The organism is Psychrobacter sp. P2G3 (genome assembly GCF_001593285.1).
In the GTDB taxonomy this organism is placed as follows: domain Bacteria; phylum Pseudomonadota; class Gammaproteobacteria; order Pseudomonadales; family Moraxellaceae; genus Psychrobacter.
In genome coordinates this window covers 2,720,707-2,736,991 of the sequence record NZ_CP012529.1, presented here as the reverse complement: position 1 = coordinate 2,736,991, position 16,285 = coordinate 2,720,707, and the positions used below count along the sequence as shown (strand labels likewise).

The window sequence follows — 16,285 nt, the reverse complement described above, 5'->3', positions numbered from 1 at the left end:
AGTGCGCTATCTCAATCTAACGATTAATACGTTTATTTGACAAAATACTGTAGTACTGCGAGACCATATTATTAGCGTAGCGCATTTAGATAGAGGTTTGACACGTATCAACTAAGCCTCAGCTTTATTATCTTATTTTATTTGTATGCATTTATATATAGTAAGTCGATAGTACTTTATGCGAGTGCGTTACCACGTATCGACCATCACGCTATCTGCAACTGGAGAATCTTTTTTATGTCAAAATACACCATGCCAGATGATAACCAGCCTCAAAATAATGGCCAAGCTCGTTTTACCGTATTCGGTGTTGGCGGCGGTGGCGGTAATGCAGTCGAACATATGGTACAGCAAGGTATCAAAGGCGTGACGTTTATTTGTGCCAATACTGATAGACAAGCCCTTGATCGCCTGACAGTACCGCATAAATTGCAGCTTGGTGCGAAGAGTAATCGTGGCTTAGGTGCTGGTGCTAACCCAGAAGTTGGGCGTGAAGCTGCAGAAAGCGAAGAAGAAGCGATTCGAACTTTGCTTGAAAACTCAGATATGGTATTCATTACTGCTGGCATGGGTGGTGGTACAGGTACTGGTGCAGCTCCTGTCATTGCGCGTATCGCGAAAGAGATGGAAGTTTTGACCGTTGCGGTCGTTACGACACCATTTAAGTTTGAAGGCGGCAAGCGTAACAAATCTGCTAAAGCAGGCATTGAGCAATTGACAAACTTCGTTGATTCTATCATTACTATTCCTAACGACAAGCTTATGAGTGTCTACGGTAATATCTCAATGAAAGACGCGTTTAAAAAAGCGGATGACGTGTTATTGCATGCAGTGCAGGGTATTGCTGAAACTATTGCGCGCTCAGGTCTTGTTAACATTGACTTCAATGATATTCGTACTGCGATGACAGCTAAAGGTCACGCTATGATGGGTGTCGGGCGTGCTAGTGGTGATGATCGTGCGCGTCAAGCCACTGAAAAGGCAATCAAGTCACCGTTGTTAGATGATCTATGCTTAGAAAATGCCAAAGGCTTATTAGTCAATGTTATCTCTTCAGAAACTCTATCATTAGATGAATTCAGTCAGATCAGTGAAATTGTGGAAGGTATCACAGATACTGATGAAGCGAACATTTTTTATGGTTCAGTTGTTGATGAAGAGATGGGCGATGATTTACATGTTACGGTTATCGCAACAGGTTTGACGTTGGATGAAAAGGTGAGTGAAGCACCTAAAGTTCAACAATCAGTGCCTTCTGTGACCAGCACGCAACCAGTAGATCCCAATCTGCATACCAGTGCTTTGAACAGTCAAAAGCATTCACAAAATCAGGCATATCAAGATACTGGAGCACGTTCTGCACCTGCTCAAGAGCAACCACAGACTAAAACTAATAGTATTCAAGACTATCTTAAACGTCAGCAGAATAAGTAATTAATCTGTTTTAAGTTGCACTAATATTAATATATTGTATGGTTTTTACAACGGTTTTTAGATTATAAAGTCTTAATAAACTATCAACAGTGATGTCAGTTTTATAAAGAGCCAGCGTAGCAACGCTGGCTTTTTTGTATTTATAATCTGTTAATAGTAGATATTTAAAAGGTTTTAACATAGTTTTAGCTAAAAAATTGGTGTTAATTAGGCAAGTCATTAATAAGTTAATAATGAAAAACAGTTCATCATAAGCTGGGTCAATCATAGAAATGAGTAAATTACTAATTTTTGACTATAGCGAATTGATAGGAGCTAGTGGTACACTATGGCAATTGTAACAAAATATGTGAGAAAGCAGCCATGAATCAACGAACCATAAAAACAGCTATAGCTATTACAGGTATCGGTCTGCACAGTGGCGAGCCTGTTGATTTAGAGTTTCATCCACAACCTGTTAACACTGGAGTGGTTTTTGAGCGCTCAGATATTGAGGGTAGTGAGCCGATTCCAGCTAGTGCTTTTTTAGTACAAGATACCATGATGTCATCAAATCTTGTATTTGGTGGTACGCGCGTCGGTACGGTTGAGCATTTATTAAGTGCAATAGCAGGACTTGGTATAGATAACCTGTTAATAAGAGTATCTGCGAGCGAAATTCCGATTATGGATGGTAGTGCCTCACCTTTTGTGGGCTTACTATTGCAAGCAGGCTTCACTGAACAAGATGAGTTAAAGAAGTTTCTGCGTATTGTCCGACCAGTTCGTGTCGATGTTGATGATAAGTGGGCAGAACTGCGTCCTTATGAAGGATTTGAATTAAATTTTGAGATTGATTTTGATCATCCAGCTTTCGATAAAGACTTTCAACATGCTCAGCTTAACTTTTCAACACAAAATTTCATCGAGCAATTAAGTGAGGCGCGTACTTTTGGGTTTTTACAAGATATTGAAACGTTAAGACAAAACAACTTAGCGTTGGGCGGTAGTATGGACAATGCGATTGTCATTGATGATGCTCGTATATTAAATGCTGGTGGGTTACGCTTTGCTGATGAGTTCGTTCGCCATAAAATTTTAGATGCTTTAGGCGATTTATATTTGATTGGATATCCTATTATAGGTCGTTTTAATGCCTATAAATCAGGACACGCCTTAAACAATATGTTAGTACGTGAAATCTTATCAGATGCAAATAACTTTGAAATTGTAACTTTTGATGACAATGTAACCTGTCCTATCAAATATTTACCTCTAACAGGTCTAACTGTTGAAGGATGAATACAGGAATATACACGAAGTATCGCAACATTTACGTAAGATTACATATTTTGGGAATATCAACGTTCAAATTATAATCACATTGAAAAATATATACTTTCATATTTTTTAATAACTAGGCTAGAGCCTAGACAATATAAAAGCTTTGGACAGTAAAAAAATCATCTGCTAGTCAAATCCTTAATAGGGATAGAACTAACAGATGATTTTTTTTGTTTATAGAATTACAAAAATGCAGCGTTACCATGTCGATTTTCTGTTTTTATTTACATAAGATTACATTGTAAGATGCGAACTTTTACTCATTTGCTAGTCGTAAAAGTGCTTTTTTGAGCTTTTCATCAGTGGTGACATGCTTTGCAGCCTGTGCTATAGTCCGCTTTGTGTTTTGGCTAAGAGCCTGATTTTCATTGGCTTTATCATATTTAAGATTATTAGTTAGTGATGATAATTTTTCTTTATACGATGAATTATTAGTATTGGTTTTCGATACTACTACGCGAATCTTCTTAAGTTGTTGAAATGTAATTGACTGCGTTGTCAGTACTTGTAGATATGCATGTTGTAAGTATCGAATATGATTGGCTGCAGTAACTGAGGCTACGCTTAGTGTTAATTGCTCAGAGCTCAGACCTACAACCCAGCAGGTATTAAGTATTTCTTCAGGTAGACAGTCTACCAATAGCGTTTTTATCTCATTGGTTACTTGTGTATAAAGACGCATATCATCAGCTAGTGTTTGAGGTAGTGCGCTACCAGCAAATGCTTGATGGTCGATAAGCTCAGCAAGACGATTAGGCTGTTTTTTTGACATCGTGTTTACTCATCAATTAGGTGATAAAAGCCGATTTATAAAATAAATATGCCTAATATCAGTATATATAGAATATAAAGCGAGCTGTTTAAGAGGCGAATAACCAAACTGGCAATAATGCCTGTGTTAATCGTCATAGACTGAATAGTTAGCTGCTGTACTAAGGATTTTATCATGGTTATTCAATGGTACATCCTCTAAATCAATTAATGCTTTGTCACGGATGACGAGCAATCTTGTATTAACAAATAGGTAGTAAATTTATGAAACAAGCTTTATTAATTTTGTCAGTACTGGGAATGGGTTTAGCACAAACGAGTGGTGCTGCCGAAACCACCTTTCAACCAAATAATACCTTGAGTCATACCATCACAAATATTTCAGTTTCTCAAAACTATGGTTCTAGCCGCAACGTCTATAGCACGAATAGTGGCGCCCATGTCTTTAGCAATGATGAAATCAGTCAAGCTATCGACAATTTAAGTGCTCATGCCAAACAAAAAGAATATCAGTTAGCATCGTTAACCAATCGCTTATCATATGAGCGTCAGCAGCAAGCTAGTAGCAGAGTACCAGATAGTAACTCAGCTCCTGCTATCGCCGCTGCTCGTGCGTCACGAGTTGCTTTGTCTAGAAGCTCTGGATATTGTGCCCGTTATGTACGTAAAGCTTTACAGTCAGCTGGTTACGAATTTACGCCTAATCCTTCAGCTTATCAGTATGCCTCTCGCGGCACACTTGCTAACGCAGGTTTTACCAAAATCAGCAATGACATGCCGCCACAAGTAGGTGATGTCGTAGTCTATGATCGCAGCTCACAACGTCCGCATGGCCATATCCAAATTTTTGACGGTTCAGGATGGGTTTCTGATTTCCGTCAGAACAGTATTAGCCCATACAGCGGCGTTCATAACTATACTACATGGCGTGATTCGCAGTACGTTGATGATGCTTCAGATCGTGGTATCTACCTTGCTATGGCTGACAAATAAAGTCTGATTAAGTAGCCGTAAGCTAAAAATTGACCGTTTTCTCCTAACTCAGTAATGCTCTTTATGACATTACTGAGTTTTTTTATGTTTATTCTTATACTTGTTAAACTGCAATCAAAAACATCTGTTTTTAGCTGTCTGATAAGGTCGTCTAATAATTATAAAGCTCATTTAAGACAACGTTGATTTAGACAGTGCAGCTTGGTAATCCAGTTTTGACCAATGATACTGCTGATGAAAGTCGGGCGGGGCAGCATGAGCCGATGCGAAGTATAAATTGGTTTTATCAAAACGTAGAATTACGCAAGGATGTAGCAGCTCGATACCAATATCAGCAGGCGATTCAGAATTGGAATAGTCAGATGATATTTGTTCTAAATACAATCCAAAGCTACGTTGATACTGATAGTATGGAATAAATTTCGCAGCAGTTAAATCTATAGCGAGACTTGCCAGTCTAAGAGATGGTTTCAGACCAATTACGCTTTTTATCTGTTGGCCTGAAAAGTTGTCTTTCCAAATGATATGAGCCTTTGTCTTGCTATCTGATTGTAGTAATGCTTCTGGAGGTAGCGTCGATGGAGTGCGATAGTCGTTAAACTTATACAGTGCATATTGCCCATTGGGGCTGGCGTTGATTTCGATATAGCTGTTCGTTTCGTTATCACCAATAGCTTTACTACTAATAAAACACTCCAAGCAAGTCTGCTCCCACAAGTAATCATTGAAACTGACCTGTGTTTGTTGCCATGCGGGCCAATCTAGTTGCGCAGCTAAGGTAGGTGATGGCAGCTGAACTTGATAACTCAGCCAAAGTTGTCGCTTGGGCTGATAAATGATTGAAGCACTTACGCTAATTCGAATTTGCAGGAGCTGATCAATGGGTACACCAATCTGCTTTGCATCTGTAAATAGATTTTCGGTTGCAAGTTTTAGGTTGAATAGCTGACTCATGACAAAAGTGACCTAACAGAGATTTTCAATATAGAATATATTAAGTGAGAGATAACATAAAAGCCGCGAGCAATGATGCGTCGCGGCTTTTATAATTATAACCGTTGTATGGGTTTAACCAATATCATTCATTGCTCATTTGCTATTGAGCATGGCGTACTAGGTTTGACAACTTAGGGTTGGCATTTGGATTCTGGCGTAGTAATAATGCCATACGTCCAATAGTATGAATCACCTCAGCCTTAGCAGCAGTAGCAAGTTCCGTACTGACCAAGTCGCGGTCATGTTTACTACCAGCAGGTAGTTTTACTTTAATAAGTTCATGATCAGTCAAAGCACGGTCAATCTCTTCAGTGATGGCAGGAGTAATGCCATTATTACCGATCATAACGACAGGTTTGAGCTCATGACCAATACCTTTTAAGCGTTTAATCGTAGCGTTATCGAGTTGCATAGTATTCCTAAATTCTAGTAAAAATAAAAGACAGTCTTAAAATAGTTGCGTTGTTATAACGAGTCATAATAAATAAGAAGCAATGTTATTTAAACAATATCATTAAAACAATGTTATTAAAAAAGTTAATATTCATTATAAATAATCTGTGACCATCTTGCATGAAATCATCAGTATTTTGCACGATTTTACGTGATGAAAATGTTAAACTGATTAACTTGCCGCATTATAGACGCTGCTGAGTCATAAAGCTGTTAAATCATTACTAATGCTATTAATTTTATTAACTATATAGATTTATTCTAAATAGGCAGTCTTAAAAGTAAAATAGGCATTGCAGATTTAATGCTTAAACCCCACTACAGGTAAATACTGTCGAATATAAAAAATATAAATATAAATTTAAATAGTTGTACATTGTCACGTTGTCACGTTGTCACGTTGTCACGTTGTAAAGTAATAGGAGCAGGTATTTTGGCCACGCGTATTGAGAATAAAGGTTTGTCAAAAAGTAGTAGTGCTTGGATGAAAGAGCATATTGACGACTATTATGTGAAACAAGCACAAAAAGATGGCTACCGTGCACGTGCTGCTTATAAGTTGCTTGAGATAAACGATAAAGCCAAATTGATATCTCCTGGTATGACTGTAGTAGATTTAGGCAGTGCTCCTGGCAGTTGGTCACAGGTTGCAATTAAACTAGTTGGTGAACGAGGTACTTTAATTGCGTCTGATATCTTGCCTATGGATGCTTTAGCAGATGTGAAGTTTATTCAAGGCGACTTTAGAGAAGCAGAAGTTTTTGACAAAATCATGGCTGAGGTCGGTGGCAAGCAAGTAGATGTGGTATTGTCTGATATGGCACCTAACACAGCAGGGAATAGTTCTATTGATCAACCCCGAATGATGTACTTATGCGAGCTGGCTGTAGACTTTGCTTTGGATACCTTACCAGAAGGTGGCGCGCTTATTATGAAAGTGTTTCAAGGTGAGGGCTCACAAGAATTACGCAAGCAGATGCAGTCTAAATTTAGTAAGATTCGTAGTATGAAGCCTGCAGCATCTAGACCACGATCAAAAGAGATGTTCTGGATAGCAATAAAATAACTTGTTGTTTCAATAGGTTGTAGCTAATAAATAGTCTATTATTAACTTTATAAAGTACGTCATATAAGGTGCGAAAACCGCTACAATTGTTAACTGAATAAACGCAGCTTTCGCTTGAATTGTGCAGGTTAAAACCACATATCATAATATATTAACTTTGTTTTGTTTCAAGCAAAGTCGTCTGATAATGTATGATGAATTTATATTACATTTATATATGGGCGTCACGTGTTTAGTAAACACACCAATAAGTAAGGGATGGGAATAACTAGTGAGCGACATGGTAAAAAATACCTTATTGTGGCTGGTGGTAATCGGCGTTTTGGTGCTGGTGTTTAGTGGCTTTGATCAATCATCTGAGCCAGATAACCTTAACTACTCTGAGTTTGTGACCGCAGTGTCCGAAAACCAAGTAGCCAGTGTTGAGATTGACGGCGAGCAAATCATCGGCGAGAAGAAAAATGGCTCATCTTTTGAGACCATTAGGCCAGCTGTGACTGATGAGCAGCTAATGCCACTATTGCGTGAGAACCAAGTCGAAGTCCAAGGGACTGCGCCTAAACGTCAAAGCGTGTTAATGCAATTGTTAATAGCCAGTTTCCCAATCCTATTGATTATTGGTCTGTTCTTGTTCTTCATGCGTAACATGCAAGGGGGCGCTGGCGGTAAGGGCGGCGGTCCAATGAGCTTTGGTAAATCTAAAGCTAAAATGCTGACTGAAGACCAAATCAACGTCAACTTCGAAGACGTTGCTGGTTGTGAAGAAGCCAAAGAAGAAGTGGTGGAAGTTGTCGAGTTCTTACGTGATCCCGATAAGTTTACCAAGCTTGGTGCGACGATTCCACGTGGTATTTTGATGGTAGGTCCTCCTGGTACTGGTAAAACGTTGCTAGCACGAGCCATTGCTGGTGAAGCTAAAGTACCGTTCTTCTCAATTTCAGGTTCTGATTTTGTTGAGATGTTCGTCGGTGTCGGTGCATCTCGTGTACGTGACATGTTTGAACAAGCCAAGAAAAGTGCGCCTTGTATCATCTTTATTGATGAGATTGATGCAGTCGGTCGCCATCGTGGCTCTGGTATGGGCGGCGGTAATGACGAGCGTGAACAGACGCTTAACCAGTTGCTGGTCGAGATGGATGGTTTTGAAGGTAATGAAGGCGTTATTGTCATTGCTGCGACTAACCGTGCAGATGTTCTCGATAAAGCATTGTTGCGTCCGGGTCGTTTTGACCGTCAGGTGCAAGTAGGCTTGCCAGATATTAAAGGCCGTGAGCAAATTTTAAAAGTGCATTTGAGAAAACTACCGAATACTATCGGTGTTGATGCCAATGCACTTGCTCGTGGTACTCCTGGATTCAGTGGCGCACAGCTTGCTAACCTTGTAAACGAAGCAGCATTGTTTGCAGCACGTCGTAATAAAACTAGCGTCGACATGAATGATTTTGAAGATGCTAAAGATAAGTTGTACATGGGTCCTGAGCGTAAATCAATGGTGATACGCGAAGAAGAGCGCCGTGCAACTGCTTATCATGAGGCGGGCCATGCATTGGTCGCTGAGCTATTGCCAGGTACGGATCCTGTGCATAAAGTGACTATTATGCCGCGTGGTTTTGCGCTTGGTGTGACTTGGCAATTGCCTGAGCACGATCAAACTAGTATGTATAAGTCAAAAATGCTAAGCGATATCGCTATATTATTCGGCGGTCGTATTGCTGAAGAAGTATTTATTAATCAGCAGTCGACAGGCGCTTCTAACGACTTTGAGCGTGCAACTAAAATGGCGCGCGCCATGGTTACTAAGTATGGTATGTCTGATGCCCTTGGTATTATGGTGTATGAAGATGATGATAGCTCGCAAGGATATTTCGGTTCTAGTAACCGTACTATCTCAGAAGCGACGCAGCAAAAAGTTGATGAAGAAGTACGCCGGATGTTAGAAGAGCAGTATGATATTGCTCGTGAGCTGATCGAAGGTAATCAAGATAAAATGCATGCAATGGTTGATGCCTTAATGAAATGGGAAACGATTGACCGTGATCAGTTGCAGGATATCCTAGCAGGTGAAGATCCACGTCCACCAAAAGTTTACCAACATGAAGTCAATCTCGCAAAAGGTAATATTAAGCCAACGGGTTTAACTCCACCACCATTGCCAGCGATGTAAAGTTAAAAGTCATTCAATAATTTATGCAAAAGCCCTTTTTCTTAAAGGGCTTTTTTATTGGTATAAATTTACTGGTATGATGAGCTAAATTTATTTGCTTCGGGATTTATCTTCTTGTAGAACATAACTGAGACCGATCATTTAGCAAAGCATATTTATTTATGAAACAATTATCAATAATGGATTAATTATGGCATTGTTCCTCCCTTTACCAGCTTATACTCTTTCTAGTGGCAATAAAGTTTTAGATTTATCTCAACCACATATAATGGGTATTTTGAATGTAACACCTGACTCATTCTCGGATGGTGGACAATTCAATGCCATTGATAAAGCCGTTGCACACTGTCAAGAAATGCTTGAGGCAGGAGCGACTATTATCGATATTGGGGGCGAATCTACACGTCCAAATGCGGATGCCGTTGATACTATTGAAGAAGTACAGCGCGTGGTGCCAGTTGTCACAGCCATCAGGCAATATCTTGGCGATGCAGTTTGGCTATCTATTGATACTAGTAATCCTGCAGTTATAGAGACTGCGTTTGAAGCAGGTGCAGACATTTGGAATGATGTGCGTGCTCTCAAGCGCGAGGGTGCAGTAGCTATGGCGGTCAAACTTGATATACCAGTGATGCTTATGCATATGCGTGGTGAGCCGACAACCATGAATCATTTAGCGCAGTATAATAATGTAGTTAGCGATGTCATTGCTGAGTTAGCCGCTCGTATCGATGAGGTAACAAGCTTCGGCGTGAAGCGTGATAAGATAATTATTGACCCAGGATTTGGTTTTGCTAAAAACTATGACCATCACTGCACCTTATTAACACAGCTTGATAGCTTGCAAATACTTGGGTTACCAATGATGTTTGGTGTTTCGCGCAAGCGTTTTTTAGCAGAAGTATTGGCCAATAGCGGAGTCAACATGCTCGCAGAGACTAAGGCATCTGATCGTGATGCAGTAGGGACTGCCGCTGGCTTGCTGGCTTTGCAACAAGGCGCAAGCATTATTCGTACCCATAATGTGCCAATGATGCAGCAGGCAGTGGCATTATGGAAACAGTTATCCACTCATAATCAGCATAAAGCCTAACTATCATAATTATTATTCGATGATTAAAAATCAAACTTCTATTTAAATATATCTTTAATTGAGACCGTACCTATGACAGCAATAACCCAACCAGAACCAACTAACGAACAGCGCCGTATTATTTATCAAGCACGCCGTGGATTAAAAGAGTTAGATTTCTATATTGATCCTTACGTTAAAGAGCTTTACTTGACAGCAGCGCCTGCTGAGCAAGAGGCTTTTGCGCAAATGCTTACTCATGAAGACCCAGATTTACTGGATTACTTTACCAATCAAGCTCGTCCAGAAAACGAAGCGATATGGACATTAGTAAATAAAATTAAGACATGGCGCCATGCTAAAGATTCACTATAAAAATCTGGTTCTCTCTTATGCTTGACAACGCTATGGCTCCGTCGCAAACCAATCCGTTACGTATTGATACTGCTGTTAATTCTAGCAGTTATCTTCGTGCGCTCATATATGTCGGATTGCTAAGTGCGCTGGTATTACTATTATGGCTTGCCGAATTATCATTGTGGCAAGATGTTGTGATACTGGTTATCAGTGCAGTAGTAGTAAGCTATTTGGCTTTATCACGTCCAATATTGTTACATTTGAGTCAGCCACCTTTGTATAAGCAAGTGAGTCAGGATTGGCAATTACTTATGCGTACTGGTCGCGGCGATGAGCTATGGCTGGCTGAGCTTAATAATATACATCGTTATCATTGGTTGATAACTTTTGAATTTATGACTGTCGAGCCTTTTAAGCGCACTCTGACAGTGACCGTTTTTCGTGATCAAGTCAGTCGTAATGAATGGCGACAGCTAAATATTTTAGCGAATATATCAGGTGAAAAAATTGTTTAAAGTTGTCTGTTTCAGGCAAAATTTACATGGGTAATATGATTGTATAAATTTTTTATATTCAATGTTTCATTATTCTCTAACGAAGTCCTACGCGTTATAACAAAATACCTATCCTGCTAGTTAAAACGGTTTGTTATATTAGATAGCAGGTCAGATTATGCTTTTAACAGCTCTGATGTCAGGTATGACAATACGATTATAAATAATAAGAGGATAATATTATGAGTTTATTAGGAAATTTAATTACACAAGTCGCCCGTAGTGCTATGGATCCAGAAGATTCTAAACGCAACCCAGTCAATCAGAATATTAATCCGCGTCGTACTGGTGGTCTTGGTGATATTTTAGGTGGGGTATTAACAGGTAGTCGCAATCAAACACGTGAATATAATCCGCAACAATACGATAAACAGCCAGGTAATGGCTTTGGTTTGGATGATATTTTAGGAGGTTTGACTGGTGGCAATCAGCGCGGTGGTATGAGCTCTGGTGCAGGGGGCTTAGGTGATATCTTAGGTAGCGTATTAGGCAGTCAGCGTACTAGAAGCGGTTTCGGTGGTAAAGGTATGCTAGTGGCGGCTCTTATGCCTATGGTACTAAGCTGGATTCAACGTAACGGTGGACTTAGCGGCGCATTGTCTAAAGTCACAGGAATGGGTTATGACAATCAAGCACGCTCTTGGATGAGTAATCATGAACTTAATGATAACTTGGATCCTAATGATGTCAGTCGTTTATTTGACGAGAATGAAATTCAACAAGTCGCTGCGCATACTGGTGCCAATGATGTAGAAGTACGCCAAGGTCTGGCTGAGCTACTGCCAGAAGTCTTTAATCAGCTAACGCCACATGGCAATTTGGACAATGAATCAGAAGCCAATCAAGAGATTGATCAGATTGTTAGTCAATTATCTAGTCGTCTTGGTACGCTGAAATAAGACAAGTATTTTTTAATTTCAGTACATTATGTTTTGGTTTAAAAAAGAGTGCGTTTAATAACGCACTCTTTTTTTATGGCCAATAATTAATAATCAGAAACTCGTGGCACTCTTAGCATTAAGTGACATTGTTAACATTAAATAGTTATGTTAAAAAAAGTGAGCAATAAAGCAGCATTAGTCTAATCGTTATATCATAGCTATATAATTAGTTAATGACTGCTTCATTATATGTTTTTTTATCTATTTACAGTTTTAGGTTTTGTTGAAGCTGATGAATAAGATATTACTACCTACTATACGTGTGATAAGGTTGAGCTGATGATGCCATTTAAACCTATTCCTGCCGCGATTGCCGTCTTAGTTGGCTTGATTATCTGGTTCGTTATTCCAGTTCCTGCTGACGTTACACCTGAAGCTTGGCATATGCTGGCGTTGTTTATTGCTACGATTGTTGCCATTATTGGTAAAGTTTTACCGATTGGCGCAATTGCCATTATTGCAGTGACATTAGTGGCTGTCACTGGCGTGACTAATGAGAGCCCGAAAGAGGCAATCAGTGATGCTCTCTCAAGCTACTCAAGCCCGCTTATTTGGCTGATCGGTATCGCGGTAATGATATCGCGAGGATTGATTAAGACTGGTTTGGGACGCCGTATTGCTTATTACTTTATCTCTATTTTCGGCAAAAAATCGATTGGTGTGGCTTATTCCCTAACTGCAGCTGAGTTAATGATTGCACCTATTACGCCCTCTAATACTGCCCGTGGTGGCGGTATTATTCACCCTATTATGAAATCCATCGCGCAGAGTTTCCATTCAACTCCAGAAGAAGGTACTCAAAAAAAGATTGGCCGTTATTTAGCAATGGTGAATTATCATGCTAACCCAATCACTTCGGGCATGTTTATTACTGCAACCGCACCCAACCCTCTGGTCGTAGATTTAGTTAACAAAGCAACAGGTGGTGACATTCAACTGTCTTGGACAACATGGGCAGTGGCGATGTTTGTACCTGGGATGCTATGTTTAATATTGATGCCACTGGTCATTTATGTTATTTATCCACCTGACTTAAAAGTTACACCCAACGCCAAAAAATTCGCTACAGAAAATTTGGATGAAATGGGGAGTATCAGTAAGCAAGAAAAGATTATGCTCGGTGTCTTTGCACTGATGTTGATACTGTGGGCGAATATTCCTGCTCTTATATTCGGTGAAGCCTTTAGTGTTGATGCCACGACGACGGCTTTTATTGGATTGACGACTTTGATATTAACTGGTGTACTCACGTGGGAGGATGTGCTCAAAGAAAAGTCTGCTTGGGATACTATTATTTGGTTCGGTGCGCTAATTATGATGGCGTCTTACCTAAATAAGCTTGGTTTGATCAGCTGGTTTTCTAGCAACATCGAGTCAATGATTGGTACGACTGGGGTTGGTTGGATGGGTGCAGTAGCGATTTTGACCTTGGTTTATTTGTATATCCATTATTTCTTTGCCAGTACGACTGCTCATATTACAGCGCTATTCGCAGCCTTTTACGCAGTAGGGTTAAGCTTAGGTGCACCGCCAATGTTATATGCGTTAATACTTGCGGCAGCAGGCAACATCATGATGACCTTGACTCATTATGCGACAGGTACCGCTCCAGTTATCTTTAACTCAGATTATGTGACATTAGGGGAGTGGTGGGGTATTGGCGCGATAATGAGTGTGGTTAACTTAGTCGTTTGGATAGGTGCAGGTCTGGTTTGGTGGAAAGTGCTCGGCTATTATTAAACGTGCGTACATATTATTAATAGGGTTCATTCATTGCGTTCTAAATACTTTAACCTAATCAATCTGCAAGAAAATTAGCTAAAAGCGTTCATCTAACGTCTCTAACGTATAGTTGAGCGCGGCAAAACAGATATCACTCTTAAATCCACGATATTGTAAAAACCGCAGCTGGCGTGCTTTGTCTTTTTGCTCAATAGGGATGTCGTTTCCATATTTTTTGGTACGTGCAGCTACCGCAAGCTTTAGCCAGTCGACGCCTTCCACTAAGCTTTCTGGATCCTCATCAACGAACTCGCTAAATTCATCAGACTCTGTATTTGCCATGTCAATTAGCTCATCTATATTGCTAGGTATGGCTATTTTTTTGCGATAGAACTCTTGTTTGATGCGTCCACGTCCACGACCTTTACGGATATTTTCCCGAATAAGCATCAAGGTAGTACGGTAATCACTTTGATAACCCTTCTCTTCAAACTCATCGAGTAGTTCATTAATTTTGGTAGGATCTTGCTCTTTATCGAGTAGTTTTTGTTTTAATTCAGCTTTGCCATATTCGCGGCGCGATAAATAGTAAAACGCTAACCAGCGTAGGCGGCTTTCAGCTTTGATAGCATCTACTTCTGCTTGTCGCTGCTCAGGTGTACGTAGGTAGGCTTTTAACGCGGATGGTAAGTTGTCCGTTTGATTAACTTCACTACAGTCTTTTTCTGGCTCTGATAAGTGCTCATCGGTGCGACTAATTGTGTTGTCGTCGCTAATTTTATCTATATCTGAAAATTCTTTTATATTGGACTTATCGACTATAGCGTCAGCATGAACGTTACGTTTAACTTCTGCTAGCATCTCTTTGATACTTTGCGATGTAGGAAGCTGGTAAGTAGGTATGTCATTAGCTTCAGGCTCAAAATTGACAGCCGGATGAAAGCGCTTTTTCCGCTTTTTCGATTTAGACTTAGAAGATTTGGATGAGTGGTCAGGAGAGAAAAATGAGGTAGTATCGTTGTCGGAGTTATCAAAGGTTTGAGAAGGCTCGTCATCCTTAAGATCTGCGCGCCTAGGACTAGATTTTGCATATTTTGATTTATCTACAGATTGTTTTATTTTGGCAGGTTTTTTAGATAAATACTTTTGAGTGGTTGTTTTTTGTTTAGAGACAGGAGTACTAGCTGAATCGGCTTCCGATTCAGCTAGAATTTCGGCTAATGTTTTAATTTTCATAAGAAATCAAGATTATTGATAATGATTAGTGATTAAGCTGCTATTGTACAGGTTCAGAGGCCAGTTCTGCATCGGCTTCATTAGCGTCCGTTGCTTTTGCTTCTTTTTTTGATCCAAGCTTTTCGTCACGAATTTTATCTTCAATCTCTTTGGCAATAGCAGGGTTCTCTTTCAAAAACAGCACAGAGTTGGCTTTACCTTGACCGATTTTTTCATCGCCATAGCTATACCACGAGCCTGCTTTGCCAACCGCACCAATCTCAACGCCCAGGTCAATCACTTCGGCTAAGTGGTTAGTACCTTCACCATAAGTGATTTCAAACTCTGCTTGGCGGAAAGGCGGTGCCATCTTATTTTTGATAACTTTAACCCGAGTTTGGTTGCCGATGATTTCATCACCATTTTTAACCGCACCAATACGACGAATGTCCATACGCACTGAGGCGTAGAACTTAAGTGCGTTACCACCTGTTGTGGTCTCAGGGCTACCAAACATGACACCGATTTTCATACGGATTTGGTTAATAAATACTACCATACAGTTAGAGCGTTTAGCATTACCAGTAATCTTACGTAAGGCTTGGCTCATCAAGCGTGCTTGCAAACCCATATGTGAGTCGCCCATCTCGCCCTCAATCTCTGCACGCGGCGTCAAGGCAGCAACTGAATCAATAACAATCATATCAACCGCCCCAGAACGCACAAGCATGTCAGTGATTTCAAGCGCTTGCTCACCATTATCAGGCTGAGAGAGCAATAGTTCATCAGTATTCACGCCAAGCTTGCGCGCATAAACTGGATCTAGTGCATGCTCAGCATCAATAAAGGCACAGATACCACCTTGCTTTTGGCATTCTGCAATAGCTTGTAGCGTCATGGTAGTTTTACCAGAGCTTTCTGGGCCATAAATCTCAACGATACGGCCTTTTGGTAGGCCACCAATGCCAAGGGCAATGTCTAGACCTAATGAGCCTGTTGATACCACATCAACATCCAAAATGGCAGAGTCGTCACCTAGATGCATGATGGTGTTTTTGCCAAATTGCTTTTCAATTTGACCCAGTGCCGCTTTAAGTGCTTTGGCTTTATTGTCGTCCATAATGGAGTCCTTATCATAAAAGAGTAATTCGAAAGTTTGAATGTATAGTGATAATTAAACAAAAATTTTTAATACATGGGTCGTCTATCTTAACCTACTTTTAA

Annotated in this window: 15 protein-coding genes; 10 read left to right on the top strand and 5 right to left on the bottom strand. The window is 40.1% G+C overall.

The features are described 5' to 3' along the window. Window positions 1-237: 237 nt before the first annotated feature. Together ftsZ and lpxC are read left to right on the top strand one after the other, a co-directional pair. Entirely contained in the window at window positions 238-1,434 is a 1,197-nt protein-coding gene (gene ftsZ / locus AK823_RS11150) for a cell division protein FtsZ (RefSeq protein ID WP_068329266.1), read from the top strand. A gap of 363 nt (window positions 1,435-1,797) precedes the next feature. Next, a complete protein-coding gene (lpxC, locus tag AK823_RS11140; protein ID WP_068330301.1) occupies window positions 1,798-2,715 on the top strand; it encodes a UDP-3-O-acyl-N-acetylglucosamine deacetylase in 918 nt (305 codons plus the stop codon). 298 nt (window positions 2,716-3,013) lie between these two features. Here lpxC and AK823_RS11135 read toward each other — a convergent pair whose 3' ends face one another. Continuing rightward, a complete protein-coding gene (locus AK823_RS11135; RefSeq protein ID WP_068329262.1) occupies window positions 3,014-3,529 on the bottom strand; it encodes a hypothetical protein in 516 nt (171 codons plus the stop codon). 263 nt (window positions 3,530-3,792) lie between these two features. Between AK823_RS11135 and AK823_RS11130 the strand changes: the two genes are divergently transcribed. Beyond that, entirely contained in the window at window positions 3,793-4,521 is a 729-nt protein-coding gene (locus AK823_RS11130) for a CHAP domain-containing protein (RefSeq protein WP_068037565.1), read from the top strand. Between the two features lie 171 nt (window positions 4,522-4,692). Here the strand turns inward: AK823_RS11130 and AK823_RS11125 are convergent, their stop codons facing one another. Together AK823_RS11125 and AK823_RS11120 are read right to left on the bottom strand one after the other, a co-directional pair. Continuing rightward, window positions 4,693-5,475, bottom strand: coding sequence for a hypothetical protein (locus AK823_RS11125; protein ID WP_068329259.1), 783 nt, complete (start codon window positions 5,473-5,475; stop codon window positions 4,693-4,695). A 142-nt stretch (window positions 5,476-5,617) separates the two neighbouring features. Further along, window positions 5,618-5,929, bottom strand: a complete 312-nt coding sequence (locus AK823_RS11120; RefSeq protein ID WP_068037559.1) for a YhbY family RNA-binding protein — start codon at window positions 5,927-5,929, stop codon at window positions 5,618-5,620. Between the two features lie 474 nt (window positions 5,930-6,403). Here AK823_RS11120 and AK823_RS11115 point away from each other — a divergent pair, with 474 nt between their 5' ends. The 7 genes from AK823_RS11115 (at window position 6,404) to AK823_RS11085 (ending at window position 13,864) form a co-directional block, all read left to right on the top strand. Continuing rightward, entirely contained in the window at window positions 6,404-7,036 is a 633-nt protein-coding gene (locus tag AK823_RS11115; RefSeq protein ID WP_068037556.1) for an RlmE family RNA methyltransferase, read from the top strand. Window positions 7,037-7,307: 271 nt separating this feature from the next. Beyond that, on the top strand, window positions 7,308-9,200 hold the full coding sequence (ftsH, locus tag AK823_RS11110; RefSeq protein ID WP_068037551.1) for an ATP-dependent zinc metalloprotease FtsH: 1,893 nt from the start codon (window positions 7,308-7,310) through the stop codon (window positions 9,198-9,200). Window positions 9,201-9,390: 190 nt separating this feature from the next. Continuing rightward, a complete protein-coding gene (gene folP / locus AK823_RS11105) occupies window positions 9,391-10,293 on the top strand; it encodes a dihydropteroate synthase (protein WP_068329257.1) in 903 nt (300 codons plus the stop codon). A 72-nt stretch (window positions 10,294-10,365) separates the two neighbouring features. Next, window positions 10,366-10,647: a succinate dehydrogenase assembly factor 2 gene (locus AK823_RS11100; protein WP_068037546.1), complete on the top strand. Its 282-nt coding sequence runs from the start codon at window positions 10,366-10,368 to the stop codon at window positions 10,645-10,647. Window positions 10,648-10,664: 17 nt separating this feature from the next. Then, window positions 10,665-11,144 carry a hypothetical protein gene (locus AK823_RS11095; RefSeq protein WP_228138854.1) on the top strand — a complete coding sequence of 160 codons (480 nt, stop codon included), beginning with the start codon at window positions 10,665-10,667 and terminating at the stop codon, window positions 11,142-11,144. Window positions 11,145-11,365: 221 nt separating this feature from the next. Next, window positions 11,366-12,082: a YidB family protein gene (locus tag AK823_RS11090; protein ID WP_068037542.1), complete on the top strand. Its 717-nt coding sequence runs from the start codon at window positions 11,366-11,368 to the stop codon at window positions 12,080-12,082. Between the two features lie 324 nt (window positions 12,083-12,406). Further along, complete coding sequence (locus AK823_RS11085; protein WP_068039401.1) at window positions 12,407-13,864, top strand: anion permease; 1,458 nt, start codon at window positions 12,407-12,409, stop codon at window positions 13,862-13,864. Window positions 13,865-13,942: 78 nt separating this feature from the next. Here the strand turns inward: AK823_RS11085 and AK823_RS11080 are convergent, their stop codons facing one another. Next, window positions 13,943-15,082 carry a regulatory protein RecX gene (locus tag AK823_RS11080; protein WP_068329254.1) on the bottom strand — a complete coding sequence of 380 codons (1,140 nt, stop codon included), beginning with the start codon at window positions 15,080-15,082 and terminating at the stop codon, window positions 13,943-13,945. 40 nt (window positions 15,083-15,122) lie between these two features. Further along, complete coding sequence (recA, locus tag AK823_RS11075; RefSeq protein WP_068037536.1) at window positions 15,123-16,181, bottom strand: recombinase RecA; 1,059 nt, start codon at window positions 16,179-16,181, stop codon at window positions 15,123-15,125. Window positions 16,182-16,285: the final 104 nt, after the last annotated feature.

What these genes read in the sequence shown, in the direction of transcription:
- AK823_RS11085 (WP_068039401.1), top strand. Translation starts at nt 12,407, where the DNA reads ATGCCATTTAAACCTATTCCTGCCGCGATTGCCGTCTTAGTTGGCTTG.
- recA (WP_068037536.1), bottom strand. Translation starts at nt 16,181, where the DNA reads ATGGACGACAATAAAGCCAAAGCACTTAAAGCGGCACTGGGTCAAATT.
- AK823_RS11130 (WP_068037565.1), top strand. Translation starts at nt 3,793, where the DNA reads ATGAAACAAGCTTTATTAATTTTGTCAGTACTGGGAATGGGTTTAGCA.
- AK823_RS11095 (WP_228138854.1), top strand. Translation starts at nt 10,665, where the DNA reads ATGCTTGACAACGCTATGGCTCCGTCGCAAACCAATCCGTTACGTATT.
- AK823_RS11080 (WP_068329254.1), bottom strand. Translation starts at nt 15,082, where the DNA reads ATGAAAATTAAAACATTAGCCGAAATTCTAGCTGAATCGGAAGCCGAT.
- AK823_RS11135 (WP_068329262.1), bottom strand. Translation starts at nt 3,529, where the DNA reads ATGTCAAAAAAACAGCCTAATCGTCTTGCTGAGCTTATCGACCATCAA.
- AK823_RS11090 (WP_068037542.1), top strand. Translation starts at nt 11,366, where the DNA reads ATGAGTTTATTAGGAAATTTAATTACACAAGTCGCCCGTAGTGCTATG.
- AK823_RS11125 (WP_068329259.1), bottom strand. Translation starts at nt 5,475, where the DNA reads ATGAGTCAGCTATTCAACCTAAAACTTGCAACCGAAAATCTATTTACA.
- AK823_RS11100 (WP_068037546.1), top strand. Translation starts at nt 10,366, where the DNA reads ATGACAGCAATAACCCAACCAGAACCAACTAACGAACAGCGCCGTATT.
- AK823_RS11120 (WP_068037559.1), bottom strand. Translation starts at nt 5,929, where the DNA reads ATGCAACTCGATAACGCTACGATTAAACGCTTAAAAGGTATTGGTCAT.
- folP (WP_068329257.1), top strand. Translation starts at nt 9,391, where the DNA reads ATGGCATTGTTCCTCCCTTTACCAGCTTATACTCTTTCTAGTGGCAAT.
- lpxC (WP_068330301.1), top strand. Translation starts at nt 1,798, where the DNA reads ATGAATCAACGAACCATAAAAACAGCTATAGCTATTACAGGTATCGGT.
- ftsZ (WP_068329266.1), top strand. Translation starts at nt 238, where the DNA reads ATGTCAAAATACACCATGCCAGATGATAACCAGCCTCAAAATAATGGC.